We start from the raw sequence: 23,522 nt of genomic DNA on the forward strand, positions 1-23,522 counted from the left end.
CAGCGCCCTTGCCGCTGCCGCGGCGAGGGCGCAGTCTCGCGGCAAAGGAACTTCAGCCGCGGCCAAATGTTCCACTTGGACGGCTCAGGGTTCGCAGACACGCTGACCGGCGTTTTCGGAAACCACGACCGGGAATTGCACGACGCCATGACAGATCGTCACTGCATCTGCTCAAGGGCCTTGGCTATTCGATCTCGACGGCAAGCGTCGTGCTGCTGACGATCGTCAGCTGGCAGCATGCGTCACAAAACCCACTGCTGATCGTCTGCCTGCTCGGCGGCACCTCCACCTCCGTCATCGGCATGTTCTGCCGCTGGCTTTCCTATGAAATCGAACACCGCCAGGAGGAGCGGCGGGACCACGCGACAGGGCAGCGTCCGACCGGACCGGTCAATCACCGGCCGGCAGCATCAACCATGCCTTCCTCCCCGCAGCTGCGAGATTAGCGTGGCGATCAGGCTGCTGATCACAATCCACCTGGTAACCTCACGGTCCGGCGTTTTGGTGACTGGCCGGCCGACCGGCCTTGCCTTGTCGCCGCTGGCTGCGGCCACCACGGGCGCGAGGTCGGGCCGGCTGCCGCGCCGCACCGAATAGGCGCGGGTGATCTCGGCGCCGAACAGGAAGATCTGGGCCGAGTAATAGACCCACAGCAGCACCACCATCAGCGCGCCGGCCGCGCCGTAGGAGGTCGCGATCGAGCTGCTGCCGATATACCAGCCGATCAGCGACTTGCCGATGGTGAAGAGCAGCGTGGTGACCAGCGAACCTACGGCGACATCACGCCATTTCAGCCGACGGTCCGGCAGGACCTTGTAGATAGCGGCAAACAGAACCGCGATCAGCACGAAGGAGACGACGGTGTTGATCGAGCTCACGATCAACTCGCCGAACGGCAGGTGCCGATTGATGACGTCACTCAGGGCCGAGATCGCGGTGCTCGCGGCGAGCGAGACCAGGAGCATGAAGCCGAGCGCGGCGACCAGTCCGAGGCTCGCCGCCCTCGCCCGCACCAGGCGCGAAAGCGAAACGCCATTGGGCTCGACCTTCCAGATCTCGTTCAGCGACTGCTGCATCTCGCCGAAAACGCCGGAAGCGGTGATCAGCAGCGTGACAAACCCGATGATGGTGGCGAGCGTTCCCGACCAGCGCTGCGAGGCGGTCTCGATCGTCGCCTTGAGCAGATCGGCGCTCTCCGGCCCCATCACGCCCGAGATCTCCGCCGAGAGCGCGAGCTGGGCGGCGTCGTTGCCGATGACGAAGCCGGCGACCGCCACCACGATAAGCAGGATCGGCGCCAGCGATGTCGTGGCGTAGAAGGCCATGGCCGCACCATGGCTCAGCGCATTGTCGTTGAGGTAGCCGGTGAGGCTTTCCTTCAGCAGTATCCAGGCTTCCTGAAACCAGCGATGCATGGCTCTCACCGTCTCTATTTCGGGCGCGGATCCTCGAGCGCCGCTCCGATCGTCTCGAACGACCCGGCCCGGCGCTTTTCGACGGCCTCGGCGAGCGCCAGCGCGGCGTTGGCCACCTCCGTCTGCACGGCACTGTCGGCGTCGAGCTCGTCATGGCTGGTCGCATAGGGCTTCCAGTAGCCGATATAGCGGTGGAGCTCGGCCGCCTCGCCGACCTGGTCGAGCTTCATCGAGCGCAGCGCGTCGACGAGCGCGTGGCGCACGTTTTCGGCGCCTTCCGTGTCGCCATGGACGACGACGGAAAACAGCCGGCCTTCGAGATGGCGTGGATAGGCCCAGCCGGCGAGCTCGGCCTGTTTGGCGAGCGTGGCGTTCTTGCCTTGCGTCAGCGACGGATCGGGATTGCCGCCGTCGGCGCAGACCAGGCGGTCCATCATCAGCTTCACCGGCGAGGAGGTGTGATACCAGTTGACCGGCGTCACGATCATCACGCCATGCGCCTCGACCCAGAGCGGGTAGATGTCGTTCATCCAGTCGTCGATCTGGCCGAGCGAATGGTTGGGATAGCAGGAGCACGGCCAGTGGCAGAGCGCCGCCGCCGTCGAGAAGCAGGCCTTGCACGGATAGATCTTGCGGCCGTATTCGGAGGCGAGCCGCGCCAGGTCGAGCAACTCGACCGAAAAGCCTGGCCTTGTCGCGATCGTCCGCCGCGCCAGCTCGACAAGCCGGAAACTCTTCGACATCTCGCCCGGACAGGTGTGCTCGCTTCGCGAGGAGCCGTTGATCAACAGGATGCGCGACGGCGCGGCCTTGTCCCGGTGGCGGCGCTGCGCCGCCTCGACCGCATCCCTCGCGGCCAACCATTCGACCGAGAGGTCATAGTCGGGATCATGAAAGCCCTGCCCCGCCTTGCGGGTGATCGGGGCTTTGCGCTCCTCTCGATAGGCCTGCCAGGCGATCTCGGCCAGCCTAGCGACGGCTTCGTCCTCGGACCGGAAGGCAGGGTCATAGAAGCGCCGGCGATAGCGCGCCTTGAATTCGTTCTCGTCCAGACGCGGGCTCGGCATTCCCTTGCGCGGCTCTTTGCTCGGCCCGGGTCCAGCTATCATCGGATTCATGTCTTTCGCCATGGATTGCCCCACGCCCGATCGGAGCGGGCCGGGTGGGACAAGAGCTCGACTGCCTCTTCGTTGGCCAGGGCGGGAAGCCGGAGAAACCAGCCCTGTTCTCTTTGCCACCAGGTCCGGCTGACGCGGCCCGCCAACATCAATTCGGCGTCGGCGCGATGGTTCCCTGCCTCGGCGAGGCCAGAGCTCCGATCGAAAAACAGCCCCGGTTGGGAGGAACCGGGGCTGACAAGTTCGGGAGTAAACACGAAGTTTCGGGAACTACCCGCCAGAACTCGCGCCTTTGGCAAAAGTTCCAGGCAAGGCGAGTTTCTCTCCTTTACTTCGCTGTTTGCGGCGGCACGTCGCCCGGTTTGATGATCGGCATCTCGCTGCCGGTCGGCGGTGGCGGGGTGGCGTTCTTGTCGCCGGTCGGCGGCGGCTTCAGCACGCCGCCGCAATCGTTCAGCTGCTGCGACAACTCGTCCGTGTCGGCCTGCTGCTTCAGTTTCTGCTGCGGGTCGTTTGGATCGGGCTTTGCCTGGCAGTTCTGCGTCTGCTTGTGCATTGGCTCTTCGTCCGCCTGCGCCATCGCAGGCAGCGCCGACAAGAGCCCAATGACTGCTGCAAGAACAACTCTCTTCATGGGATCCTCCTCGGTTCAGTAACCCCCGACGATCGGCAGGATCTCGCCGGTGATGTAGCTGGAGCACTGCGGCGAGGCGAGGAACACATAGGCCGGCGCGATCTCTTCCGGCTGGGCGGGACGCTTCATCGGCGTCTTGGCGCCGAACTGCGAAACATCCTCGGCCTCCTTTTCCGACGGGTTGAGCGGCGTCCACACCGGTCCCGGCGCGACCGCGTTGACGCGAATGCCCTTGGCGATCAGGTTGCCGGAGAGCGCCCGAGTGAAGGCGTGGATGCCGCCCTTGGTCATCGAATAGTCGACCAGTTCCCTCGAGCCCTCGATGCCGGTGACCGAGCCGGTGTTGATGATGGCCGAGCCCGGCTTCAGGTGTGGGACGGCTTCCTGCGCCATGTGGAAATAGCCGTAGAGATTGGTCTTCAGCGTGGTGTCGAAATGCTCCTCGGTGAGGTCGGCAAATTCGCTCGCATGAATTTGGAAGGCGGCGTTGTTGACGAGAATGTCGAGGTGTCCCAGCCTCTTGACGGTCTCGGCCACGGCCTTGCGGCAGAAGGCGCGTTTGGCGACGTCGCCGCGCAGGATGATGCAGCGCCTGCCCTCGGCCTCGACCGCCTGCTTGGTCGCCTTGGCGTCGCGGTCCTCGCTGAGATAGACGATGGCGACGTCCGCTCCTTCCCGCGCGAACAGCACGGCGACGGCCCGCCCGATGCCGGAGTCGCCGCCGGTGACCAGCGCCACCTTGCCGTCGAGCTTGTTCGATCCCTGCCAGAACGGCGCGTCGTAAAGGGGCGCCGGATCGATGGCCCATTCCTGGCCGGGCTTGGGATGATGCTGCTTCGGGAACGGCGGCTCCGGGTATTTGCGCGCGCCCGCCTGCATGGCGCCCGGCGACTTCGCTTTCGGCTTGGCCTTGTCCTTGGCCTTATCCTTGGCGTCTATGTTGCGCTGCACGGCGCGCTGCTTGCGAACGGTCTGTTGGCTATCGGATTTCGTCGACATGGCGGAGTTTGCCGGCATCTCTTTCTCCTTCGCTTTCGAAGGACAACGCATGCCGGCGCAAAAAGTTTGGCTCGCATCGGTCGAGCCGCGGCGGGCTTGGTAAGGGGGCGCAGCTACATCAAAGTTAAATGCGCGCGGCCGAAAGGCGCGATATGCCTATCCCCGTTTTGGGGGGACTCTGCTCTCAGGAGGAGTCCCATGGACGTTCGAAATCTGATCGGCAGACTGTCGGCGAAACTGCGCGGCCGGCATGCTGCCCTGTCACCACAGCCATACAGGCTGATCCGCGCCTCGCTTTCCGACGAGCCGCTGAAGCCGCGCCCGCGGCCGCCGCACAGGCCCGGGCCGCCGGTCCGGCCGGCAAGCAACATGTAGACCTCGCCAACCGCACGAGTGCAACCCGGCGGCCCGGTCTTCGTTTATGGCGATCTCTGTCCCTGTGGTGTCAAAACATGAAAACCTTTCGGATGAACAACCCGCTTTTCGTTCTGGCGGCCGCCCTGCTGACGGCGGCCCCCTTCGTCGGGCTGGCCCTGCGCACGCGCGAATGGCTGGGCTGGTGAGTGACGCATGAGCCGATTTCTGCCTTTGACCATCCGCTTCGTGAACGGCGGCACGATGATGGTATCCTCGATCGCCGACGCCAAGAAAGCGCTTGGCGGAGCATGGAAGAACAAGGATGCGCCCGACTACCTCGCAGCCGTGCGCCTGGTGGACGACGCGATGGCCGGGATCTGCCGGCCCGCGGTCGCCTTCGCACTCTTCAAGAAGGTTGCCGCACGGCAGGGACTGTTGAGGCCCGCCGAGCCCAGTGCCGCGCTCACCATGCTCGACGAGCTGTCCTCGCGCCGCAAGGCGCCGCCTGGATAGCGCAAGGCGCATCCTGGATAGGCGCCAAGCACATCTGAATAGCGTCGAGCTGCATCTGGATAGCGCCAGGCGCATTCCGCCAACGCGCATCCGTCAGGTCAGCGCGGCTCGCAGGTCATGCTGAGATAGGTCGGGTCGAACTCGGCAATCTCCGCCAGGCGATCCCAGTTGAGGATGGTGATCATATGGTTCGCCCAGCTGATCACGTTCATGCGGCGCAGCGTGCCGATGACGCGGTTCATGTGAACCACCGAAAGGCCGAGCACATCGGCGAGCTCGGCCTGCGACAGCGGAAGATGAAAGCTCATCTCGCGCGTCTTCTTGACGACCTGGAGGCGGACGAACAGCTCGCATATGAGATGCGCCAGATGCGCCATCCTCGAACGGCGGCCCATGGCCACGATCCACTCGCGGTGGATGGCGCCGTCGACGAGCGTGTCCAGCCACAGCAGCCGCGTCAGATGCGGCGCCTTCTCGGTGATGGCGCGCAGCTTGGTGTGGTCCGCCGCGATGATGTGGCAGGGCGAGAGCGCGATGATGCCGTGGTCCATCGTCCTGAGCAGAAAAGCGTGCAGGTCGACGAAATCGCCGGCCACGTGCAAGGCGGTGAACTGCCGTCCGCCATTCTCCAGCACTTTGTAGCGTGCTGCGAAGCCGTCGAGGATCAGCGTGCTGAAGCTCGGCCGCGAGCCCATCGTCACGATGTCTTCTCCGGGGACGAAATATTTCTCGCTGGACATGGCGCCGGCCAGCAGCGCCTTCTCCGCATCCGAGAGGACATCGTGCTGGCCAAGGTTCAGATAAAGGGGCTCGAGCATGCAGCGTTTCCAATCCGCCGTTCGTACTTTCCAGCCCAACGCTCGGAAGCATGCGTGGTTGCAGGCGGCCGCCGCGGCTGGCCGGCCGATGGTGCCGCTTCAGCGCGAACCTGCTCCTGGCCGGTCCAGCGTCCACCGCATCCCGCGGGTCTAGAAGCGCACCGCGCTGAAACGGATCCGGGCGACGCGCTTCAGGTCTTTGTTCTATGCATGTCGTCTCCGCAAAACCGCTGCACAGTTTTGCGCGACATGCAGTAACCCTTTGCTTTTACGCCATTCCGGGCCGCGACAGGACGCTCATCGGCTCCGCACCAGGCGTTTGGAACCATGCCGGCTGCGAAGAATTGAACATCGACAATGCCGGGGATGGACTGACCGATGGAACGCTTCTTCTTTGATCTCTACAACACCGAACAGACCCAGCTGGACGGCGAAGGACAGCTCTTTCCCAGCCGCGAGCGAGCGGGCATGGAGGCGCTGCGGATATTGCATGACATCGCCCGCGACGAGATGCCGGCCGGCGACCGCCTGAAGATCACCGTCAAGGTGCGCAACGAGAAGGAACAGATCTTCGAGGCTTCCCTCACTCTCGATTCCGCGTGGAGCTGAGCACGGTCACGCAACTCGGCCGGGCACCTACGGGCGCCCGACCTGCTTGGATTGGAACCCCTTCACGCCGCCGAATGGTCGAACGCCAGGTTGCGGTGGCGTGCGATGGCTGCGCTTGCTACGAGATCGGCGATCTGCCTGTCGGAGAGCGTGCATTGCGGCAGCACGCAGCGGATGGCGGTCACGGCCTGTCCGGTGGAGATCGGCCAATCGTGACTCTTTCGGGTTTCGACATAATGGTCGATGATGCGGGCCAGGTTCCTTGCAGGCATGTCGATCACGGGCATCTCCTCCTCCTCCTCCTATCTCCCTGGGCCGACAATGGCGGTCAAACGCCCTCTCCACCATTAAGTTTGTTAAAAGCCGGGAGAATTTTCGCCTGGCGCAGCTTGCTGCCGAGGGACGCGCCGATCCGCTCAGCTCAGCAGCGATGTCGCATAGGTCAAGGTGACGTAGATCGCCGGCGCGATGAGGAGGCAAAGCGCGATCGCGATCACGACCGCGATGCCCAGCCGCTCGGTCCTTCTGGCGATGTCGGCGGCAGCATCATCGTCGGCCGGGATGAGATCGAGGATCGATGGATTGTCGGAAGGATGATTGTCGTTGGCGGGTCCGCTTTCCGCTTCCCGCCGGATCGATATAGGGGTCACGCTTTGCCTCGGTGTCGATACCGCCGTTGCGGTTGGTAACAAATGGGGTGCCCGCCAGCACGGGGGGCTGGCAGGCACCCAGAACGGCCGCCGATGGAGGGGGCTTTCTCGGACGGCCGCTGACCAAACTCGCAGCCCCGCTTCTGGTTTCGGCGGCAGGCCCAATGCGGTGCGTGATCGGACTTCAGTCCGAGCGCGGCTGCGACCGTGGGGCGTCGTGCGGCGCCGCCCCCCGCTCGGCACGATCCAGGAGAGCAGGCCTGCGACGACGGTCACGATATATTTCGGCGGGAACATCCGATCTGGGCAATGATTAGGATTGCTCAAGGAAATCAACGCTCCTTGAAACAACCCTCAACCAAGACCAATGGAGCATCGACATGGCCAATCAAGGCGGCAGCCACGAACAACATGTGAAGGCCGGCCAGCAGAGCCACAAGAACCGTGATCAGGATCAGCGCCCCAGCGGCGGACAACAGAACGCCGATGACATGAACAAAAGGCGCGGCGGGCAGCAGCAAGCCGAGGACATGAACAAGGGCCGCGCCGGCCAGCAGGGCGGCGACATGGAAAGAGGCCAGCACGCTGGCGGCCAGCATAGGGGCGGCAGCGGCAACTTCGCCGAAGACCGCGAGCGCGCCTCGCAAGCCGGCCGCAAGGGCGGCCAGTCCTGACTTCGAAGCGGCGCTCGCAGCAAGGCGGGCGCCTTCCCCAATTCAACTGACGGAGACACAGATGGCGAAGAAAAGTTCGTCCCAGGCCGCGAGCGGTCTCGAGACCCTGTTCGTGGACGGCCTCAAGGACCTCTACTATGCGGAAAAGAAGATCCTGAAGACGCTGCCGAAGATGGCCAAGGCGGCGCAGGCCGAGGAGGTGAGCGCGGCGTTCGAGAAGCATCGCATGGAGACGGAAGCCCAGGTCGACCGCCTCGAACAGGTGTTCGAGCTGCTCGGCAAGCCGGCGCGCGGCAAGACCTGCCCGGCGATCGACGGCATTATCGAAGAGGGTTCGGAAATCCTCGAGGAGTACAAGGACGAGCCGGCGCTCGATGCCGGCCTGGTCGCCGCGGCCCAGGCGGTCGAGCATTATGAGATCGCGCGCTACGGCACGCTGATCGCCTGGGCCGAACAGCTCGGCCTCAAGGACGCCCTGCCCTTGCTGCGCGAGACGCTGAAGGAAGAGTCGGCCACCGACGAGACGCTGACCAAGCTCGGCGAAAGCGGCGCGAACGAGCGGGCCCTGCAGAAGGCCGCATAGCGGGTTTGGCACGCTCGCACACCAGCAAGCGGCCCTGGCAGCAGCCGGGGCCGCAACTTCGAGTTGATAGCGGTCATCTGAACACCAGCCTGCCGCTCCAGCCATTCTGGAACCACTTGCGCCTCCCGCAGTTGCCTAGGGATGGCCCCAACGGCCGCTTCACGCAGGACAACCAGTGGAGGCTCCGATGTCCGTGCACACTCTTCACCCTGATAGCGTCGACGAGACGCGAACGCTGGCCTATTCGACCTTTGCCCCTGCCCTTCTCAACGCCTTGACGCAGCGGCTCGGCAGCTGTCTTGGGATGAAGGAACTGGACAAGGTCGAGCAGGCGCTGGTGCGCGTCGTCGAAGAGGCCGACCTCGCCGCGCCGCATGCGGACGCAATGAAGGAGTTCGCCGTCGAGCTCGTCATATCCACGATCAGGAACGTCCGCGAGCATCCCGACACCAAGAGCGACCTGGAGGAGATCGAGGGACGCCGCACCGAGGGCCGCTCCGAGAACGCGCAAACGCTGGAAGAGCAGTTGGAAGCGGGCCTGGAGGACAGTTTTCCGGCGAGCGATCCGCCTGCGGTCGTGTCGACCTCCATTTCCGGCGGCGCGAAGGACATCGTTGGAACCGACGAGGTGCTGCGCCGCAAGAAGGAGGCTTCGCTGCGCCGCGAGGAAAAGGCGGCAAGCTAGGCCCCGGGAGCTCATGAACGCTTTTTTCGAGCGCGCCGGCGCGCCGCCACGCTGCCTGGGCGCTCCAGAGCGGCCGAAGGCGGCACAAACCCGGGCCTGCGGAGGGAACCAGTCCCTCCCGCCAGGGTTGGTCCGTTATCGGAAGGAGAAAGCGATGAACAAGAGCGAACTTCCGCACCGTCCCGGCGCCGGCCGCCAGCCGGCCGGCACGCATTTGCCGACAAAGGGCGGCGATGATCCTGACGTGCGCTTCCTGGCCGAGAACAGCGATCTGTCGCCGAAGCAGGCGCGCGAGCTGATCCGGGAGCACGGGCATGATCGCGACAAGCTTCTGAGGATCGCACGAACCATGAAGGCGGAGGGCTGAACGGCTCTTCCGAAAGCGAGGCAGGACAATGAGCAACACACCACGCACCGGACGCCCAGGCACTTCCGATCAATGGCCGCGGTGGGAAGGGCCGAAAGCCAACCGGCCAAGAGGCTACCTCCCGGCCAAGGACGACCCGGACGAGGACCGCGACGCGGCCGGCGAGAACAACCAGGACCCGGAACGCTCCGACCTGGGCGACGCGGTGAAGAAGAAGAAGAATACATAAGGCCGGGTGGCCCTGGCCTTCACTCAGGCGCAAAGGAGAAGAAAAATGCCACGCGGAGACAAATCGAAATACACCGACAAGCAGGAACGCAAGGCCGACCATATCGCCGAGGGCTATGAGAAGCGCGGCGTCTCCGAGAAGGAAGCCGAGCGGCGCGCCTGGGCGACCGTCAACAAGGACGACGGCGGCGGCAAGAAGGCCGGCGGCTCGGGACGCGGCAAGCACACCGGCCATCCGGCGGCGCACAAGGGTGGCAAGGCCGGCGGCAAGGCGTCAGCGTCACGCTCGGCGGCCGACCGTTCCGCCTCGGCCAAGAAGGCAGCAGCGACCCGCAAGCGCAACGCCGAGCATCACGCGCACCATTGATGCAAGACGCGCTCAGCGGCCGTAGAGGCCGATCTCGTCCGCGGTGATCGGAACCTTGCCGGCGCCATCGCCGGCGATCTCGGCAAGACGCTGCTTCAGCATGACGTCCAACCCGTTGCCGGCGCGGCCCTGCGGATCGACGATCGCATCGACCAGCGTATCGAGCGGAATGCCAAGCTGGTCCAGGCCGAGCTGCTTCTCGATCTCGACAATGGCGGAGGGAGAGTGCTGCTTCAATGCCTCGACGGCGTTCTTGACGGCCGAGCCATAGGACATCACCGACGCGTAGTCGCCCTGCTCGAGGCTGAACTCCTTGCCCGCGCGCTCCATCAGCCGAACCTTCGTGGCCGTGACGTTGAGACCGGTCACGCTGAACAGGGAGTGGAGGGTCTGCGACCGGGACGCTCCGGCACCGGATGCCGCGGGACTGCTGCCCGCGGCCACACCGTCGCCGACCGGTCTGGCGATCGACACCGGGCGTTGCTGGATCAGGACGGCGGCGTTCAGTGTCGGAGGTGAAGACATTGCCGGTCTCGCGGGTGCCCGTCGTCATTCCTGGGAAAAACAGTGGGTTCGGCAAGCAGGTAAAGGAATTCCATGAAGGATTTCCTAGGTGAGAGGGTTAGCGATCTCTTGCGCTCCGTCCCGGGCAGCGCGGTCGGCTGCGTCAGCCGAACCGCTTCTGCGGCAGTCCGCCGGTGGCCCGCGCGACGATCGCCTCCAGCGGCTCCGGGCGATGCAGCAGGAAGCCCTGGGCGTAGGTAACGCCCATGCTCCTGAGGATTTCCAGCGCGGCCTTCTCTTCGACCTTCTCGGCCACCACGGCAGCGCCCATGCTCCTGGCGATGCCTGAAATCGCCGAGACGATCTCGCGGTCGAAGCGGCTGTCGGCGATGTGCTCGATGAAGGAGCCGTCGATCTTGATGGCGTCGATCGGGAAGCGCCTGAGGTATTCGAAGGAGCTCATGCCAGCGCCGAAATCGTCGAGGCTGACGCGGCAGCGGCGCTCGCGCGCCCGGCGCACGAACTGCTCGGCGGCGTCGAAATTGGTTACAGCGGCGGTCTCGGTGATCTCGAAGCCGATGCCGGTCGGCGGCGCGCCGGTCTCGGCGATTGCCGCGTCGACGAAATCCCAAAGCTGCGGGTCCGACAGCGTCTGCGCCGACAGATTGAAGCCGAGCGAGATGGCGCCCGAACGCATTGCCTGGGCGTGGCGCATGAGCGCCGTGCGGATGATCCAGCGGTCGAGCCTCGCGGCGATGCCGAAGCGTTCGGCCACGGGTATGAAGTCGCCCGGCGGGATCATCCTGCCGTCGCGCCCGGCGAGCCTGGCCAGCACCTCGACATGGCGGCTTTCCGCCCAGGGCCGGTCGAGCTTGTGGATCTCCTGGCCGTAGAGCTTCAGCCTGCCGTCCTCCATGGCGTCGACCGTGTCGGCGGCAAGCCGCGCCGCGTTGAGGCCGCCCGAGCCCGACACCGCCTTCGGCGAGAACACGGCGAAGCGGTCGCGGCCGCCGGCCTTGGCCGCGTAGCAGGCGTCGTCGGCGCAGGCCAGCGCATCGGCAACCGTGATGTTGGCGTCGCGCACGAAGGCGATGCCGACGCTGGCCGCGAGCCTGCGCGAGGGCACGGCAAGGCCGAGATCGGCGTCGCGCACGGCGGCCAGCACGGCGCGTGCGAGCCGCTCTGCGCAGGCATCGTCGCAATTGGGCACGAGCAGCGCGAACTCGTCGCCGCCAAGTCGCGCGGCGTGCGCCGAGGGCGGCAGGCTGGCGAGGATGCCGGCCGCCACGCCTTTCAGGGCAAGGTCGCCGGCGGCATGGCCGGCGAAATCGTTGAGCGCCTTGAAGTAGTCGAGGTCGACATAGAACACGGCCAGCGGCAGCCGCCGCTGGGTGCCGATATAGTCGCCGAGCAGCCGGTCGAAGGCGGCGCGGTTCAGGAGGCCGGTCAGGGCATCGTGTTCGGCGGCGTAGGCCAGTTCGGCGGCGCGCTGCTTCTCCTCGGTGATGTCGCGCACCGTGCCGAGTATCTGTCCGGCGGAGCCCACGCCGGCAATGAAGCGCACCAGCGACTCGACGTGGCGGACCACGCCGTCGCGGCGCACGATGCGGTACTGCACCGCCACCACCCTGTCGGAGCCGGCCGACACCTGATGCGCCTGTTCGGTGGCTTCCTTGTCGTCGGGGTGCAGGAAGGTGTGCCAGAGGTCGGCCGTCACCTCGTCCTTTTCGGCGACAAGGCCGAAGATTTCGCGGCTGCGGGCGTCCCAATAGCTCTTGTTGGTGCCGATGTCGTGGTGCCAGATGCCGGTGCCGCTGGCGGCGAGCGCCAGCCGGAAGCGGATGTTGACCTGCTCCAGCGCGGCCTCCGCCTCCTTCTGCTTGGTGATGTCGGTCTGCACGCCCATCAGCCGGCGCGGCTTGCCGTCGGCGTCGCGCTCGACAATGCCGCCGCGGTCGAGCACCCAGACCCAGTGGCCATCCTTGTGTTTGAGGCGCAGTTCCGTCTCGATGGACTCGGTCTGGCCGGCGATGTGGCGGTCGCCGCTGTCCATCGCGCGCTGGCGGTCGTCGGGATGGGTGAGCGTCAGCCAGAGATCGGCGGTGTTGGCAAGCTCGCCCTCCGCATAGCCCAGCATCTTCGACCAGGTCGGCGAATAGTAGCAGTCGCCGGTCGAGAGATTCCAGTCCCAGAGGCCGAGATGCGCGCGGTCGAGCGCCACCGCCCAGAACCTGCCGTTACGTGTCTTGCCGTCCGCCATACCCTGTTTTCTTCTCGCCCCCCGCGCAAGTCTGCACGAAACGAAAGAAGAAAGGGTTACCGGGGAAGCTGCTGATCTCCCCCCTCGTGGGGGAGATGGCCGGCAGGCCAGAGGGGGGCGCGACGGAACGCGGCGTTGGCGGACATTGTATGCGACCCGCTAACCGGCTCAAGTATGATGGCAACGACTTGAGAGGCTGGCAGGACAGCGCCCCCCTCTGCCCTGCCGGGCATCTCCCCCACGAGGGGGGAGATTGCTAATCGCCCGCCCCCAGCCTTCTCCTCACCACCGCGGCGTGAAAACGTGCGCCGTGGAGCAGACCGTCGTCGTTGAAGTCGTAGGACGGGTTGTGCAGCGGCGCGGAGTTGCCGTTGCCGAGGAAGACGAAGCAGCCGGGGACTTTTGTCAGGAAGCGGGCGAAATCCTCCGACGCGGTCATCGGCTCGGCGGCGATGCGGACGGCGTCGTCGGCCAGCACGGTGCGGGCTGCCGCAATTGCTTCGTCGACGAGCGCTGCGTCATTGATCAAAGGCACGAACTCGCGCGTGTAGTGACTTCAGCCGCTACGTTATAGGCCTGCGCGGTACCCTCGGCGATGCGCCGCATTTCGTTCTCGATCGCGGCACTCACTTCGGGGCGGAAAGTGCGGGAGTCGCCGAGAATGCGGGCGAGACCGGGCAGTGCGTTGCGGGTGCCGTCGGTGACGAGCTCGGTGACGGAAACGACGCCGATATCGGCAGGGCTCAGGCGGCGCGAGACGATGGTCTGCAGATTGACGACCAGCGCGCAGGCGGCGACCAGCGTCTCCTGCCCGGCATGCGGCCGCGCCGCGTGGCCGCCGAGGCCCTTCAGCACGATCTCGAAATTGTCCTCGGCCGACATCACCGGCCCGCTCCGGGTCTCGAAATGACCAATGGGCAGGCCCGGCATGTTGTGCAGGCCGAAGATTTCCTCGAAGGGGAAGCGCTCGAGCAGGCCGTCCTCCAGCATGGCGAGCGCGCCCCTGCCCCATTCCTCGGCCGGCTGGAAGATGAAGCGCACCGTGCCCTCGAAGCCGCCTTCGGCGGCGAGCAGCTTGGCGGCGCCGAGCAGCATGGCCGTGTGGCCGTCATGGCCGCAGGCATGCATGATGCCGGGAGTCTGCGAACGATAGGCGCAAGCGCCCTGCTCGGCGATGCGCAGCGCGTCCATGTCGGCGCGCAACGCGATCGCGCGGTTGCCGCTGCCGCGCTTCAATGTGCCGACGACGCCGGTGCCGCCGACACCTTCGGCCACCTCCAGGCCGAACGCACGGAGCTTTTTTGCCACGAAGGCTGCGGTGCGCTTTTCCTCGAAGCCGAATTCGGGATGGGCGTGGAGGTCGCGCCGCCACGCCGTCATGTCCCGATGAAGCGCGTGCTGATCGAGTTCGGCCATCGTCCCCTCACTGTCGTTCCAGGCGCGCTTTCCCGCAATCGGGTTTCGTCTCCGCGCGATTCCAGACGGAAGGCCGCTTGCGGAAACTGCTTCAGGCAGTTTGCAGCATCACGTCGTGCGGCGCCCCGACCAGTTCGGCATAGCGAGCCGGGTCGGTCGCGCCTTCCGAGTTGATGGTGAGCACGCGCGACGTCGCATCGAGCCCGAGAGCCGCCCGCATGTCCTTGCTTCCCGCGGCGCGGATCAGCCCGGCGAGCCCCGCGCCGCCGCTCTCGCCGGCGACGATTGCCGGATCGTTGCCGGCGGGCCGCGCCAGCCGCTTCATCACCGCGACCGCGTCTTCCTCCTCCACGGTCATGAAGGCGTCGGCGACGCGCGCCAGCACGCGCCAGGCGATCAGGGACGGCTCGGCGCATTCGAGCATCGCCATCACCGTCGACTGCTGATGGGCGATCGTCACGGGACGTCCGGCCTCGGCCGAGGCGTAGACGCAAGCCGAGCGCCTCGGCTCGACCACCACGGCCTTCGGCCGCCGCTCGCCGAGCAGAATCGCCAGATGGCCGGCGATCGCCGCCGCGAAGCCGCCGACGCCGGCCTGCAGGAAGACGTGGGTGGGCGCCTCCGGCATCTGCCGCAGCGCCTCGCGCAAGGACACCGTATAACCCTGCATGACAAGGCCGGGCACGCGCTCGTAGCCCAGCCAGGACGTGTTGGAAACGATCTTCCAGCCGCGCTCGGCGCCGACCCGAGCGACTTCGCGCACCGCATGATCATAGCCGCCCTCGACCTGGACGATCTCGGCGCCGAGGCGGGCGATGGCCGCGACACGCTCGGCGCTGACGCCGGCATGAACGAAGATGACCGAACGCGCGCCGACCACGCCGGCGCCTTGCGCGACCGAACGGCCATGGTTGCCATCGGTGGCGCAGACAAAGATCATGCCGGACGCGATCTCGCGCACTCTTGCGTCGCCGATCTCGCCGACATCGACGGTGCGACCGAGGCGCTTGCCGGCCTCCTCCAGAACCAGCCGGATGACAGCATAGGCGCCGCCCAGCGCCTTGAAGCTGCCAAGGCCAAGACGCTGGCCCTCGTCCTTCACATGCAGCGCCGCGATGCCGAGGTCATCGGCCAGTGCCGGCAAGGCGTAAAGAGGCGTTTCAGGATGGCTGTGACGCGCCTTGAGATACTGCTCGGCGCGCTCGGCGCCCGCCATGCCGAGGGACTCGGCGTCGGCCGCCACCAAGGGCTGGTTGTGTTCGGGACCCTGGTTGAGCAGCATCATGGTATTTTCTTCGAGGCACTGGACTTTTCGACGCGCGCGAGAATCGCGGCCCTGGTCTGAGCTAAGTGATTGAAGTTTGTTTCGATTTGATGTCGCCGGATGACAGCCTTGGCTGGACTCGACGCCGGTCCATGCCGGAAGGCGGCCGGCGTTGATGGTCAAATTGCTCATGCCGGCTCTTGTGCCCCCAAGACCTCTTCCAGCGCCATGCCGACCAGCTCGGTGTAGCGGCCCGGGTCGGTCGCGCCTTCGGAGTTGACGATCAGGACGCGGGAGCTGCTGTCGATGCCAAGCGCCATGCGCATGTCCTTGTCTTCGGCGGCGCGGATCAGCCCCGCGAGCCCTACCCCGCCGCTCTCGCCGGAGACGATCGCCGGATCGTTGCCCAGGGGGCGCGCCAGCCGGTTCATCACCGCGACCGCATCTTCCTCGTCGACCGTCATGAAGGCATCGCCCAGGCGCGACAGCACGCGCCAGGCGAGCGGCGACGGCTCGTGGCATTCGAGCATCGCCATGACCGTCGGCTGCTCATGCGCAATCTTCATCGGGCGCCCGGCCTCGGCGGTGGCGTAGATGCAGGCAGCTCGAGCCGGCTCGACCACCACGACCTTTGGCCGCTGCTCCCCGAGCACGATCGCCAGATGGCCGGCGACCGCCGCCGCGAAGCCGCCGACGCCGGCCTGCAGGAAGACATGGGTGGGCGGCGCGGGCAGTCGCCGCAGCGCCTCGCGCACGATCACCGTATAGCCTTGCATGACAAGGCCTGGAATGCGTTCGTAGCCCGGCCAGGAGGTGTCGGAAACGACCGTCCAGCCGCGCTCGGCGGCAATGCGGGCGGCTTCGCGCACCGAATGGTCGTAGCCGCCCTCGACCCTGACCATCTCGGCGCCGAAGCGGGCGATCGCCGCGACCCGCTCGCGGCTTACGCCGGCATGGACGAAGACCACCGAGCGCGCGCCGACCACGCCGGCGCCCTGCGCCACCGAGCGGCCGTGATTGCCGTCGGTCGCGCAGCAGAAGGTCATCTGCGCGGCGACCGCGCGCACTGGTGCGTCGTTGATCTCGCCGACATCGACGGCGCGGCCGAGCCGCCTCCCGGCTTCCTCCAGCACCAGCCGGATGACGGCATAAGCGCCGCCCAGCGCCTTGAAACTGCCGAGGCCGAGACGCCTGCCTTCGTCCTTGACGTGCAGCGCAGCGATGCCGAGCGCGCCAGCCAGCGCCGGCAGGGCGTGCAGGGGCGTCTCGGCATGGTTGTCGCGGGCTTCGAGGAAACGCTCCGCCTCCTCGGCGCCGGCGATGCCGAGGGTGGCGGCATCGGTCGCGGCAAGCGGCTGGTCGTGTTCGGGATGGCGGTTGAGCAGCATCATGGCGTTTTCCCTGTGGTGCGCTGAAATCTATTGCAGAGCGCATGAGAAAGGCGCTCTGATTTGGCCGCCTCCATGCAAGTTTGTTTCGTCTGGACGTCGCTATGACCGCAAACCTCGACGCCCTCGACCGGGCGATCCTGTCCATCCTGCAGAAGGACAACACCACACCGCAGCGGATCATCGGCGAGGCGGTCAACCTGTCGGCGCCGGCCGTGCAGCGGCGCATCAGGCGCATGGAGGAGACAGGCGTCATCCGCGCCAATGTCGCGCTCGTCGATCCGGCCAGGGTCGGCCATCCGATCACCATCTTCGTCGAGGTCGAGGTGGAGAGCGAGCGCGCCGAACTGATCGACGCCGCCAAGCGCGGCTTCGCAGCCGTGCCCGAGGTGCAGCAATGCTACTACGTGACCGGCGAGGCCGACTTTATCCTCGTCGTCACCGTGGCGAGCATGGCCGACTACGAGGCGCTGACCCGACGGCTGTTCTTCGAGAACAACAACGTCAAGCGGTTCCGGACTTTCGTGGCGATGGACCGGGTGAAGGTCGGGATGGAAGTGCCAGTGGGGTGAGTGGCTATCTCCCCTCTCGTGGGGGGAGATCAGCTGTCACCGCGGCCCCGCGCCAGCCATCTCGCATAGACCTCCCCGACGATCCCGCGCCGGAAGATCAGCACGCAGACCATGAAGATCACGCCGGTGGCGATCGTCACCGGGAAGCCGGAGGTGGCCAGCGTGTTTTCGAGCCCGACGACGAGGCCGGCGCCGACCACCGGGCCGACCATGGTGCCGATGCCGCCGAGCAGGGTCATCAGGATCACCTCGCCCGACATCTGCCAGGTGACGTCGGTGAGCGTGGCGAACTGGAAGACGATCGCCTTGGTCGCGCCGGCGAGGCCGGCAAGGGCGGCCGACATGACGAAGGCGGCGAGCTTGTAGCGGCCGACCGAATAGCCGAGCGAGATGGCGCGATTCTCGTTCTCCCTTATCGAGCGCAGGATCATGCCGAAGGGCGAGTTGACGATGCGCCAGATGGCGAAGACGCCGATCAGGAAAACGGCGAGCACGAAGAAATACATGTTCATTGGCACGTTGAGATCGACGACGCCGAACAGATGGCCGCGCGGCACCCCCTGGATGCCGTCCTCGCCTTCGGTGAAGGGCGCCTGGACGCAGAAGAAATAGAACATCTGCGCCAGCGCAAGCGTGATCATGGCGAAGTAGATGCCCTGCCGGCGGATGGCGAGGAAGCCCATGACGAGGCCCATGCCAGCCGCACCTGCGGTGCCGAGCAGGATCCCGGCCTCCGGCGGCCAACCCCAGGCCTTCACCGCATAGGCGCAGAAATAGGCGGCGCCGCCGAAGAAGGCGGCGTGGCCGAAGGAGAGCAGACCGGTATAGCCCAGGAGCAGGTTGAAGGCGCAGGCGAACAGCGCAAAGCACAGCATCTTCATCACGAAGATCGGGTAGATGAGGAAGGGGGCTGCGACGAGCGCCAGGATGCCGAGCGCAACCAGCGCCCGCTCCATTCTGATGGAGGCAGCGGCGCGCTCTTGGTGAAGGGTCGCCTCGCTCATCTCAGGCATCCCTTCCGAACAGGCCGGCGGGCCGAAGCAGCAGCACGATCGCCATGATGACGAAGACGACGAGGTTCGAGGCCTCGGGATAGAAAACCTTGGTCAGGCCCTCGGCGAGGCCGAGCATGTAGCCGGTGACGATGGCGCCGAGGATCGAGCCCATGCCGCCGACCACGACGACGGCGAAGACGACGATGATCAGGTCCGAGCCCATCAGCGGGCTGACCTGGTAGACGGGCGCGGCGAGGATGCCGGCGAGGCCGGCAAGGGCGGCGCCCAGCCCATAGGTGAGCATCAACAGCAGCGGCACGTTGACGCCGAAGGCTTGCACCAGTTCGGGGTTCTCGGTCGCGGCGCGCAAATACGAGCCGAGCCTGGTCTTCTCGATCAAGAGCCAGGTGCCGATGCAGACGATGAGCGAGGCCACCACCACCCAGCCGCGATAATTGGGCAGGAACATGAAGCCGAGATTGGTGCCGCCGGCGAGCAGCGTCGGCACCGCGTAAGGGTTGCCGGAGACGCCGTAGTAGAAGCGGAACACGCCTTCGATCACGAGCGCCAGGCCGAAGGTGAAGAGCAGCCCGTAGAGCGGGTCGAGGCGGTAGAGGCGCGACAGCGCGAGACGTTCCACCACGATGCCGAACAGGCCGACGGCCAAAGGCACGACGACCAGCGCCGGCCAGTAGCCGATGCCCAGATGCACCAGCAGCAGATAGCCGATGAAGGCGCCGAGCATATAGAGCGCGCCATGGGCAAAGTTGATGATGCGCAACAGCCCGAAGATGACGGCCAGCCCGAGGCTGAGCATGGCGTAGAAAGAGCCGTTGATCAGACCGACAAGGAGTTGGCCGAGCAGGGCCTGGATGGGGATGCCGAAGATCATGGTCATGGCGTGATCTCCGCGAGAACTGCGGATATCGGCAAGTCCAACTGTCCTCGCCGGCGCTGCCCCTCACCTGCCTGCCGGCATCCTCTTCCCGTATAGTGACGGGGAGAGGGACGCTGTCGCCGACGGTTTCGCCAATCACCAACGTTGCAAGAAGGGCGATGAGGTTGCGGCCAGCCCCTTTTCCCCGTCTCTATACGGGGAGAAGTGCCCGGCAGGGCGATGTGGGGCGGCGCCGACGCCCGGAAGGCAAGGGCCAAGATGCAATCCGCACGCGATCGGAGGCGTCCCGAAGGCTCCCCCTCTCCTGCAGGTGTTCCTTGCGTTGCTGCCATCATACGCCCAGTACCTCGTGCAGCTTCTCGGTATGGGCGGAAAGCGCGCCGACGGCAAAACCCTCCACCACCTTGCCGTGGTCCATCAAATAGAAGCGGTCGGCGATGCGGGCGGCGAAGCGGAAGTTCTGCTCGACCAGGAGGATGGTCATGCCGCGCTGCTTCAAGGTCGCCAGCAACTCACCGATGCGCTGGACGATGACCGGAGCCAGCCCTTCCGTCGGCTCGTCGAGCAGCAGCATCTCGACGCCGGTGCGCAGGATGCGGGCGATCGCCAGCATCTGCTGCTCGCCGCCGGAAAGCTTCGTGCCCTGGCTGTTGCGACGCTCCTTCAGGTTGGGGAAGAGCTCGAAGATTTCCTCCACGCTCATGCCGCCCCTGGCCACCACCGGCGGCAGGATGAGGTTCTCGTCGACGGTCAGCGTGGCGAAGATGCCGCGTTCCTCCGGCACGAAGCCGATGCCCTGATGGGCGACGCGATGCAGCGGCAGCTGGATCAGGTCCCTGCCGTCGAAGGTGACGCTGCCGGTTCGCTTGCGGATCAGGCCCATGATGGCGCGCAGCGTCGTCGTCTTGCCGACGCCGTTGCGGCCGAGCAGCGTCACCGTCTCGCCGCGAAAGACATCGAGATTGACGCCGTGCAGCGCATGGCCCTCGCCGTACCAGGCGTGCAGATCGCGCACGGCAAGCAGCGGTTCACTCATGCTCGGTCCCCATATAGGCGACCCGCACGCGCTCGTCCCGGCTGACGGTCGCATAGTCGCCGGCGGCCAGCACCTGGCCGCGCTGCATGACGGTGATCCAGTCGCAGAGGTCGGCGACGACGGCGAGGTTATGCTCGACCATCAGCACCGCGCGGTCGCGGGCCAGCGAGCGGATGATGCCGGAGATCATGCCGACATCCTCATGCCCCATGCCGGCCATCGGCTCGTCGAGCAGAAGCACCTTGGGGTCGAGCGCCAGCGTGGTGGCGATCTCCAGCACGCGCTTGCGGCCATAGGAGAGGTCGCCGGCCAGCCGGTGCGCGGCATCGTCGAGGCCGACGATCGCGAGCAGCTCGCGCGCCCTCGGCGTCAGCCGGTCCAGGGATGCGAGCGAGCGCCAGAACTGGTAGCCCAGCCCGCCCGGCCGCTGCAGCGCCACGCGCACATTGTCGAGCGCGGTGAGATGCGGAAAGATCGCCGAGATCTGGAACGAGCGCACCAGCCCCATGCGCGCCACCCTGGCCGGCGGCGTGCGGGTGATGTCGGTGCCGAGCAGCTCGATCCTGCCGCTGGTCGGCTGCAGGAATTTGGTCAACAGGTTGAAGATGGTGGTCTTGCCGGCGCCGTTGGGGCCGATCAGCGCATGGATCTTGCCGTGATGGACGTCGAGATCGACATCCTTGACCGCGACGAAGCCGGCGAAGTCGCGCCTGAGGCCGCGGGCGGAAAGCACCACCCGCGGCATCTGTTTTGTGCCGTCCCGTCGGATGGCGGTCGTGGTGTCGAGCGTCACTTGCTGACGAGCGGACAGCCGCTTTCCTCGGCCTTCAGGAAGGCCTTGTCGCCGGGAATGGTCGCCAGATAATTGTAGTAGTCCCAGTCCTTCTTGCTCTCTTCCGGCTTCTTGACCTGGTAGAGATACATGTCGTGCACCATCGAGCCGTCGGCCTGCACCTTGCCGTTGACGGTGAACACGTCGTTGACCGGCATCTCATGCAGCTGCTTGGCGACCGCCTCGGTCTCGTCGGTGCCGGCCTTGTCGATGGCCTTCAAATACTGTGTCACCGCCGAATAGGTGCCGGCCTGGATCATGTTGGGCATGCGGTTGGTGCGCTTGAAGAAACGCTGCGCGAAATCGCGGCTCACGTCATCGCGGTCCCAGTAATAGCCTTCGGTCAGCACCACGCCCTGCGCCGCCTGGAGGCCGAGGCCATGCACCTCGGCGAGCGTGAAGAGCAGTGCTGCCAAGCGCTGGCCGCCGGCGACGATGCCGAATTCGGCCGCCTGCTTGATCGAGTTGGAAGTGTCGAGGCCGGCATTGGCAAGGCCGATGATCTTGGCGCCGGAGGACTGCGCCTGCAGCAGGAAGGAGGAGTAGTCGGTCGAGCCCAGCGGGTAGCGCACCTCGCCCAGCACCTTGCCGCCGCTGGCTTCGACCAGCTTGGCGGTCTGCTCCTTCAGCGAATAGCCGAAGGCGTAGTCGACGGTGATGAAATACCAGCTGTCGCCGCCCTGCTGCACCAGGGCGCCGCCGGTGCCGACGGCCTGCGAATGGGTGTCATAGGCCCAGTGAAAGCCATAGGGCGAGCACTGCTTGCCGGTGAGGTCGGTGGAAGCGGCGCCGGTGACGATGTCGATCTTCTTCTTTTCCTTGGAAAGCCCCTGGACGGCGAGCGCCACGGAAGACGTCGTAAGCTCCATGATCGCGTCGACCTGTTCGGTGTCGTACCACTGGCGCGCGATGTTGGAGGCGATGTCCGGCTTGTTCTGGTGGTCGGCGCTGACGACCTCGATCGGCGCGCCCTGCACCTTGCCGCCGAAATCCTCGACCGCCATCTTGGCGGCCTCGACCGACCATTTGCCGCCGAAATCGGCATAGACGCCCGACTGGTCGTTGAGGATGCCGATCTTGACCTTGCCGTCGGAAATTTCGCCAGCCGCCGCCGGCATTGCGGTTGCCGCAATGAGCGCGGCTGAGACGAGATAGGATGCTTTCACTGATGGTTCCTCCCTTGTGGTCAACCACGTCAAACGCGGCTGCCTCGCAATGGTTCAACTATCCCCCAATTTTCGTGAGAATACGGACCCGCTCCCGCTCGCCACCTCCATCCCGCGGGATCATGCCGCTGCCTGCCGAGTGGCAGGCGTGGCGACCCTAGCACCGGGCCCGCGGCTGCGAGAATGCTATTTTCGTAGCATGCCGGGTCTGCGCCCTCGCCCTGTTGCTCACGTCTGCGTGAAGGTGAATTCAGCCGGCCGCGCCCGATACCTTGATGGAGGCGAAACCGGTCTTGCCCAGCCGCTCGAACAGGTCCGCACGCTCCGAGGGCGACAGGCGGCGCAACGGCGGCATCAGCCGCTCCCAGCCGGCCTCGCCGGTCATTTCGGCAAGTGCTGCCTTGACGCTGGCCATCAGCGGGAAGCCGGCGAGCGCGCCGCGGATGGCCATCGCCGCGGCCGCCGCCTCGCGGCCATTATCGCCTTCGGGATCCGACCAGGCGATCTGCGACAGCGCGCCGGTGACGTTGGTGGTGGCCGAGATGCAGCCGGCGAATCGCGCGCTCCTCCACTCGCTCAGGCTCCCTTCGGAGCTCGGGAAGACATCGAAGCCCGGGAATTGAGCGGCCAGCGCGCGCGAGAAGGCGATGTCGCCCGAGGAGTCCTTCAGGCCGATGACGACCTCGGCATAGCGCTGGCGCAGCCTGGCGATCGTCTCGGAGCTGAAGGAAACGCCGGTGTTCTGCGGGATGTGGTAGAGGTAGATTTTCACGCCAGAGGCGCCGGCCATGCCGATGACCTCGCCGACATAGTCGGCCAGGCTCTCGGCATCGATGCCCTTGTAATAGAAAGGCGGCAGGAGCAGCGCCCCGGCAAAGCCGAGGTCGCGCACAGCCCTCGTCAGCGCCGCGGCATCGGCCATCGCCGAGGCCCCGGCGCCGACCATCACCCGCTCCAGCGGCAGGCCGGAAGCGGCCACCGCCCGCATCGCGGCAACGCGCTGCTCGACCGAAAACGATGTCGCCTCGCCGGTGGTGCCGAGCAGGTTGATGCCGTCGCAGCCGCCCTCGCCGAGCAGCCAGCGGCAATGGGCGATCAGACGGCCGGTGTCGATCGTGAGATCGGCGTTGAGCGGGGTCGGGGTGGCGGCGATGACGCCTTGCAGTCTGTCCAT

General features: G+C 66.0%; 27 protein-coding genes and 2 pseudogenes. 11 read left to right on the forward strand and 18 right to left on the reverse strand.

The window, feature by feature from the left end; genetic code table 11:
* Positions 1-209 precede the first annotated feature (209 nt).
* Positions 210-446 carry a hypothetical protein gene (locus EJ074_RS05240; RefSeq protein ID WP_129552812.1) on the forward strand — a complete coding sequence of 79 codons (237 nt, stop codon included), beginning with the start codon at positions 210-212 and terminating at the stop codon, positions 444-446.
* Here EJ074_RS05240 and EJ074_RS05245 read toward each other — a convergent pair.
* The 4 genes from EJ074_RS05245 to EJ074_RS05260 form a co-directional block, all read right to left on the reverse strand.
* The gene (locus EJ074_RS05245; protein ID WP_095807607.1) at positions 411-1,415 is read right to left on the reverse strand and encodes a YihY/virulence factor BrkB family protein; all 1,005 of its coding nucleotides are present in this window, start codon (positions 1,413-1,415) and stop codon (positions 411-413) included. The genes EJ074_RS05240 and EJ074_RS05245 overlap by 36 nt on opposite strands.
* Before the next feature lie 14 nt (positions 1,416-1,429).
* Complete coding sequence (locus tag EJ074_RS05250; RefSeq protein ID WP_165349858.1) at positions 1,430-2,482, reverse strand: flavodoxin family protein; 1,053 nt, start codon at positions 2,480-2,482, stop codon at positions 1,430-1,432.
* Positions 2,483-2,861: 379 nt separating this feature from the next.
* A complete protein-coding gene (locus EJ074_RS05255; RefSeq protein WP_095807608.1) occupies positions 2,862-3,167 on the reverse strand; it encodes a hypothetical protein in 306 nt (101 codons plus the stop codon).
* A gap of 15 nt (positions 3,168-3,182) precedes the next feature.
* On the reverse strand, positions 3,183-4,166 hold the full coding sequence (locus EJ074_RS05260; RefSeq protein WP_129553996.1) for an SDR family oxidoreductase: 984 nt from the start codon (positions 4,164-4,166) through the stop codon (positions 3,183-3,185).
* A gap of 198 nt (positions 4,167-4,364) precedes the next feature.
* Between EJ074_RS05260 and EJ074_RS29575 the strand changes: the two genes are divergently transcribed.
* Positions 4,365-4,541, forward strand: a complete 177-nt coding sequence (locus EJ074_RS29575; protein WP_165349859.1) for a hypothetical protein — start codon at positions 4,365-4,367, stop codon at positions 4,539-4,541.
* A gap of 195 nt (positions 4,542-4,736) precedes the next feature.
* Complete coding sequence (locus tag EJ074_RS05265; protein ID WP_095807610.1) at positions 4,737-5,036, forward strand: DUF982 domain-containing protein; 300 nt, start codon at positions 4,737-4,739, stop codon at positions 5,034-5,036.
* Between the two features lie 98 nt (positions 5,037-5,134).
* Here the strand turns inward: EJ074_RS05265 and EJ074_RS05270 are convergent, their stop codons facing one another.
* Positions 5,135-5,854, reverse strand: a complete 720-nt coding sequence (locus EJ074_RS05270; protein ID WP_095807611.1) for a Crp/Fnr family transcriptional regulator — start codon at positions 5,852-5,854, stop codon at positions 5,135-5,137.
* Positions 5,855-6,232: 378 nt separating this feature from the next.
* Here EJ074_RS05270 and EJ074_RS05275 point away from each other — a divergent pair, with 378 nt between their 5' ends.
* Positions 6,233-6,463, forward strand: coding sequence for a hypothetical protein (locus EJ074_RS05275; RefSeq protein ID WP_095807612.1), 231 nt, complete (start codon positions 6,233-6,235; stop codon positions 6,461-6,463).
* A 62-nt stretch (positions 6,464-6,525) separates the two neighbouring features.
* Here EJ074_RS05275 and EJ074_RS05280 read toward each other — a convergent pair whose 3' ends face one another.
* Both EJ074_RS05280 and EJ074_RS05285 read right to left on the reverse strand, forming a co-directional pair.
* The gene (locus EJ074_RS05280; protein WP_095807613.1) at positions 6,526-6,750 is read right to left on the reverse strand and encodes a hypothetical protein; all 225 of its coding nucleotides are present in this window, start codon (positions 6,748-6,750) and stop codon (positions 6,526-6,528) included.
* 129 nt (positions 6,751-6,879) lie between these two features.
* A complete protein-coding gene (locus EJ074_RS05285; protein WP_095807614.1) occupies positions 6,880-7,113 on the reverse strand; it encodes a hypothetical protein in 234 nt (77 codons plus the stop codon).
* 566 nt (positions 7,114-7,679) lie between these two features.
* Here EJ074_RS05285 and EJ074_RS05290 point away from each other — a divergent pair.
* The 6 genes and pseudogenes from EJ074_RS05290 to EJ074_RS05315 form a co-directional block, all read left to right on the forward strand.
* A pseudogene (locus EJ074_RS05290) lies at positions 7,680-7,784 on the forward strand (KGG domain-containing protein); the annotation flags it as partial.
* A gap of 64 nt (positions 7,785-7,848) precedes the next feature.
* Entirely contained in the window at positions 7,849-8,370 is a 522-nt protein-coding gene (locus tag EJ074_RS05295; RefSeq protein ID WP_095807615.1) for a ferritin-like domain-containing protein, read from the forward strand.
* A 187-nt stretch (positions 8,371-8,557) separates the two neighbouring features.
* The gene (locus EJ074_RS05300; RefSeq protein WP_129552813.1) at positions 8,558-9,055 is read left to right on the forward strand and encodes a hypothetical protein; all 498 of its coding nucleotides are present in this window, start codon (positions 8,558-8,560) and stop codon (positions 9,053-9,055) included.
* 154 nt (positions 9,056-9,209) lie between these two features.
* Positions 9,210-9,422 (forward strand): hypothetical protein, encoded by a 213-nt coding sequence (locus EJ074_RS05305; RefSeq protein WP_095807616.1) that lies wholly within the window; start codon positions 9,210-9,212, stop codon positions 9,420-9,422.
* Between the two features lie 28 nt (positions 9,423-9,450).
* Positions 9,451-9,651, forward strand: a complete 201-nt coding sequence (locus tag EJ074_RS05310) for a hypothetical protein (RefSeq protein WP_095807617.1) — start codon at positions 9,451-9,453, stop codon at positions 9,649-9,651.
* 45 nt (positions 9,652-9,696) lie between these two features.
* Complete coding sequence (locus EJ074_RS05315) at positions 9,697-10,017, forward strand: plasmid stabilization protein (RefSeq protein ID WP_095807618.1); 321 nt, start codon at positions 9,697-9,699, stop codon at positions 10,015-10,017.
* Positions 10,018-10,029: 12 nt separating this feature from the next.
* Here the strand turns inward: EJ074_RS05315 and EJ074_RS05320 are convergent, their stop codons facing one another.
* From EJ074_RS05320 to EJ074_RS05340, 5 genes and pseudogenes are all read right to left on the reverse strand, one after another.
* On the reverse strand, positions 10,030-10,542 hold the full coding sequence (locus EJ074_RS05320) for a hypothetical protein (RefSeq protein ID WP_095807619.1): 513 nt from the start codon (positions 10,540-10,542) through the stop codon (positions 10,030-10,032).
* A 142-nt stretch (positions 10,543-10,684) separates the two neighbouring features.
* On the reverse strand, positions 10,685-12,781 hold the full coding sequence (locus tag EJ074_RS05325; RefSeq protein WP_095807620.1) for an EAL domain-containing protein: 2,097 nt from the start codon (positions 12,779-12,781) through the stop codon (positions 10,685-10,687).
* A gap of 256 nt (positions 12,782-13,037) precedes the next feature.
* A pseudogene (locus EJ074_RS05330) lies at positions 13,038-14,197 on the reverse strand (amidohydrolase).
* Between the two features lie 91 nt (positions 14,198-14,288).
* A complete protein-coding gene (locus tag EJ074_RS05335; RefSeq protein WP_095807621.1) occupies positions 14,289-15,482 on the reverse strand; it encodes a diaminopropionate ammonia-lyase in 1,194 nt (397 codons plus the stop codon).
* 167 nt (positions 15,483-15,649) lie between these two features.
* The gene (locus EJ074_RS05340) at positions 15,650-16,852 is read right to left on the reverse strand and encodes a diaminopropionate ammonia-lyase (protein WP_129552814.1); all 1,203 of its coding nucleotides are present in this window, start codon (positions 16,850-16,852) and stop codon (positions 15,650-15,652) included.
* A 101-nt stretch (positions 16,853-16,953) separates the two neighbouring features.
* Here EJ074_RS05340 and EJ074_RS05345 point away from each other — a divergent pair, with 101 nt between their 5' ends.
* A complete protein-coding gene (locus EJ074_RS05345) occupies positions 16,954-17,421 on the forward strand; it encodes an Lrp/AsnC family transcriptional regulator (RefSeq protein WP_095807623.1) in 468 nt (155 codons plus the stop codon).
* A 29-nt stretch (positions 17,422-17,450) separates the two neighbouring features.
* Here the strand turns inward: EJ074_RS05345 and EJ074_RS05350 are convergent, their stop codons facing one another.
* From EJ074_RS05350 to EJ074_RS05380, 6 genes are all read right to left on the reverse strand, one after another.
* Entirely contained in the window at positions 17,451-18,425 is a 975-nt protein-coding gene (locus tag EJ074_RS05350; RefSeq protein WP_095807624.1) for a branched-chain amino acid ABC transporter permease, read from the reverse strand.
* 1 nt (position 18,426) lies between these two features.
* A complete protein-coding gene (locus EJ074_RS05355) occupies positions 18,427-19,314 on the reverse strand; it encodes a branched-chain amino acid ABC transporter permease (protein ID WP_095807625.1) in 888 nt (295 codons plus the stop codon).
* A 331-nt stretch (positions 19,315-19,645) separates the two neighbouring features.
* On the reverse strand, positions 19,646-20,350 hold the full coding sequence (locus EJ074_RS05365; protein WP_095807626.1) for an ABC transporter ATP-binding protein: 705 nt from the start codon (positions 20,348-20,350) through the stop codon (positions 19,646-19,648).
* Complete coding sequence (locus EJ074_RS05370) at positions 20,343-21,095, reverse strand: ABC transporter ATP-binding protein (protein ID WP_095807723.1); 753 nt, start codon at positions 21,093-21,095, stop codon at positions 20,343-20,345. The genes EJ074_RS05365 and EJ074_RS05370 overlap by 8 nt, the downstream gene beginning before the upstream one ends.
* A 44-nt stretch (positions 21,096-21,139) precedes the next feature.
* Positions 21,140-22,348 carry an ABC transporter substrate-binding protein gene (locus tag EJ074_RS05375; protein WP_095807627.1) on the reverse strand — a complete coding sequence of 403 codons (1,209 nt, stop codon included), beginning with the start codon at positions 22,346-22,348 and terminating at the stop codon, positions 21,140-21,142.
* A 250-nt stretch (positions 22,349-22,598) separates the two neighbouring features.
* A complete protein-coding gene (locus EJ074_RS05380) occupies positions 22,599-23,522 on the reverse strand; it encodes a dihydrodipicolinate synthase family protein (RefSeq protein ID WP_095807628.1) in 924 nt (307 codons plus the stop codon).

The sequence above is a fragment of the Mesorhizobium sp. M3A.F.Ca.ET.080.04.2.1 genome (genome assembly GCF_003952525.1).
Taxonomy (GTDB): domain Bacteria; phylum Pseudomonadota; class Alphaproteobacteria; order Rhizobiales; family Rhizobiaceae; genus Mesorhizobium.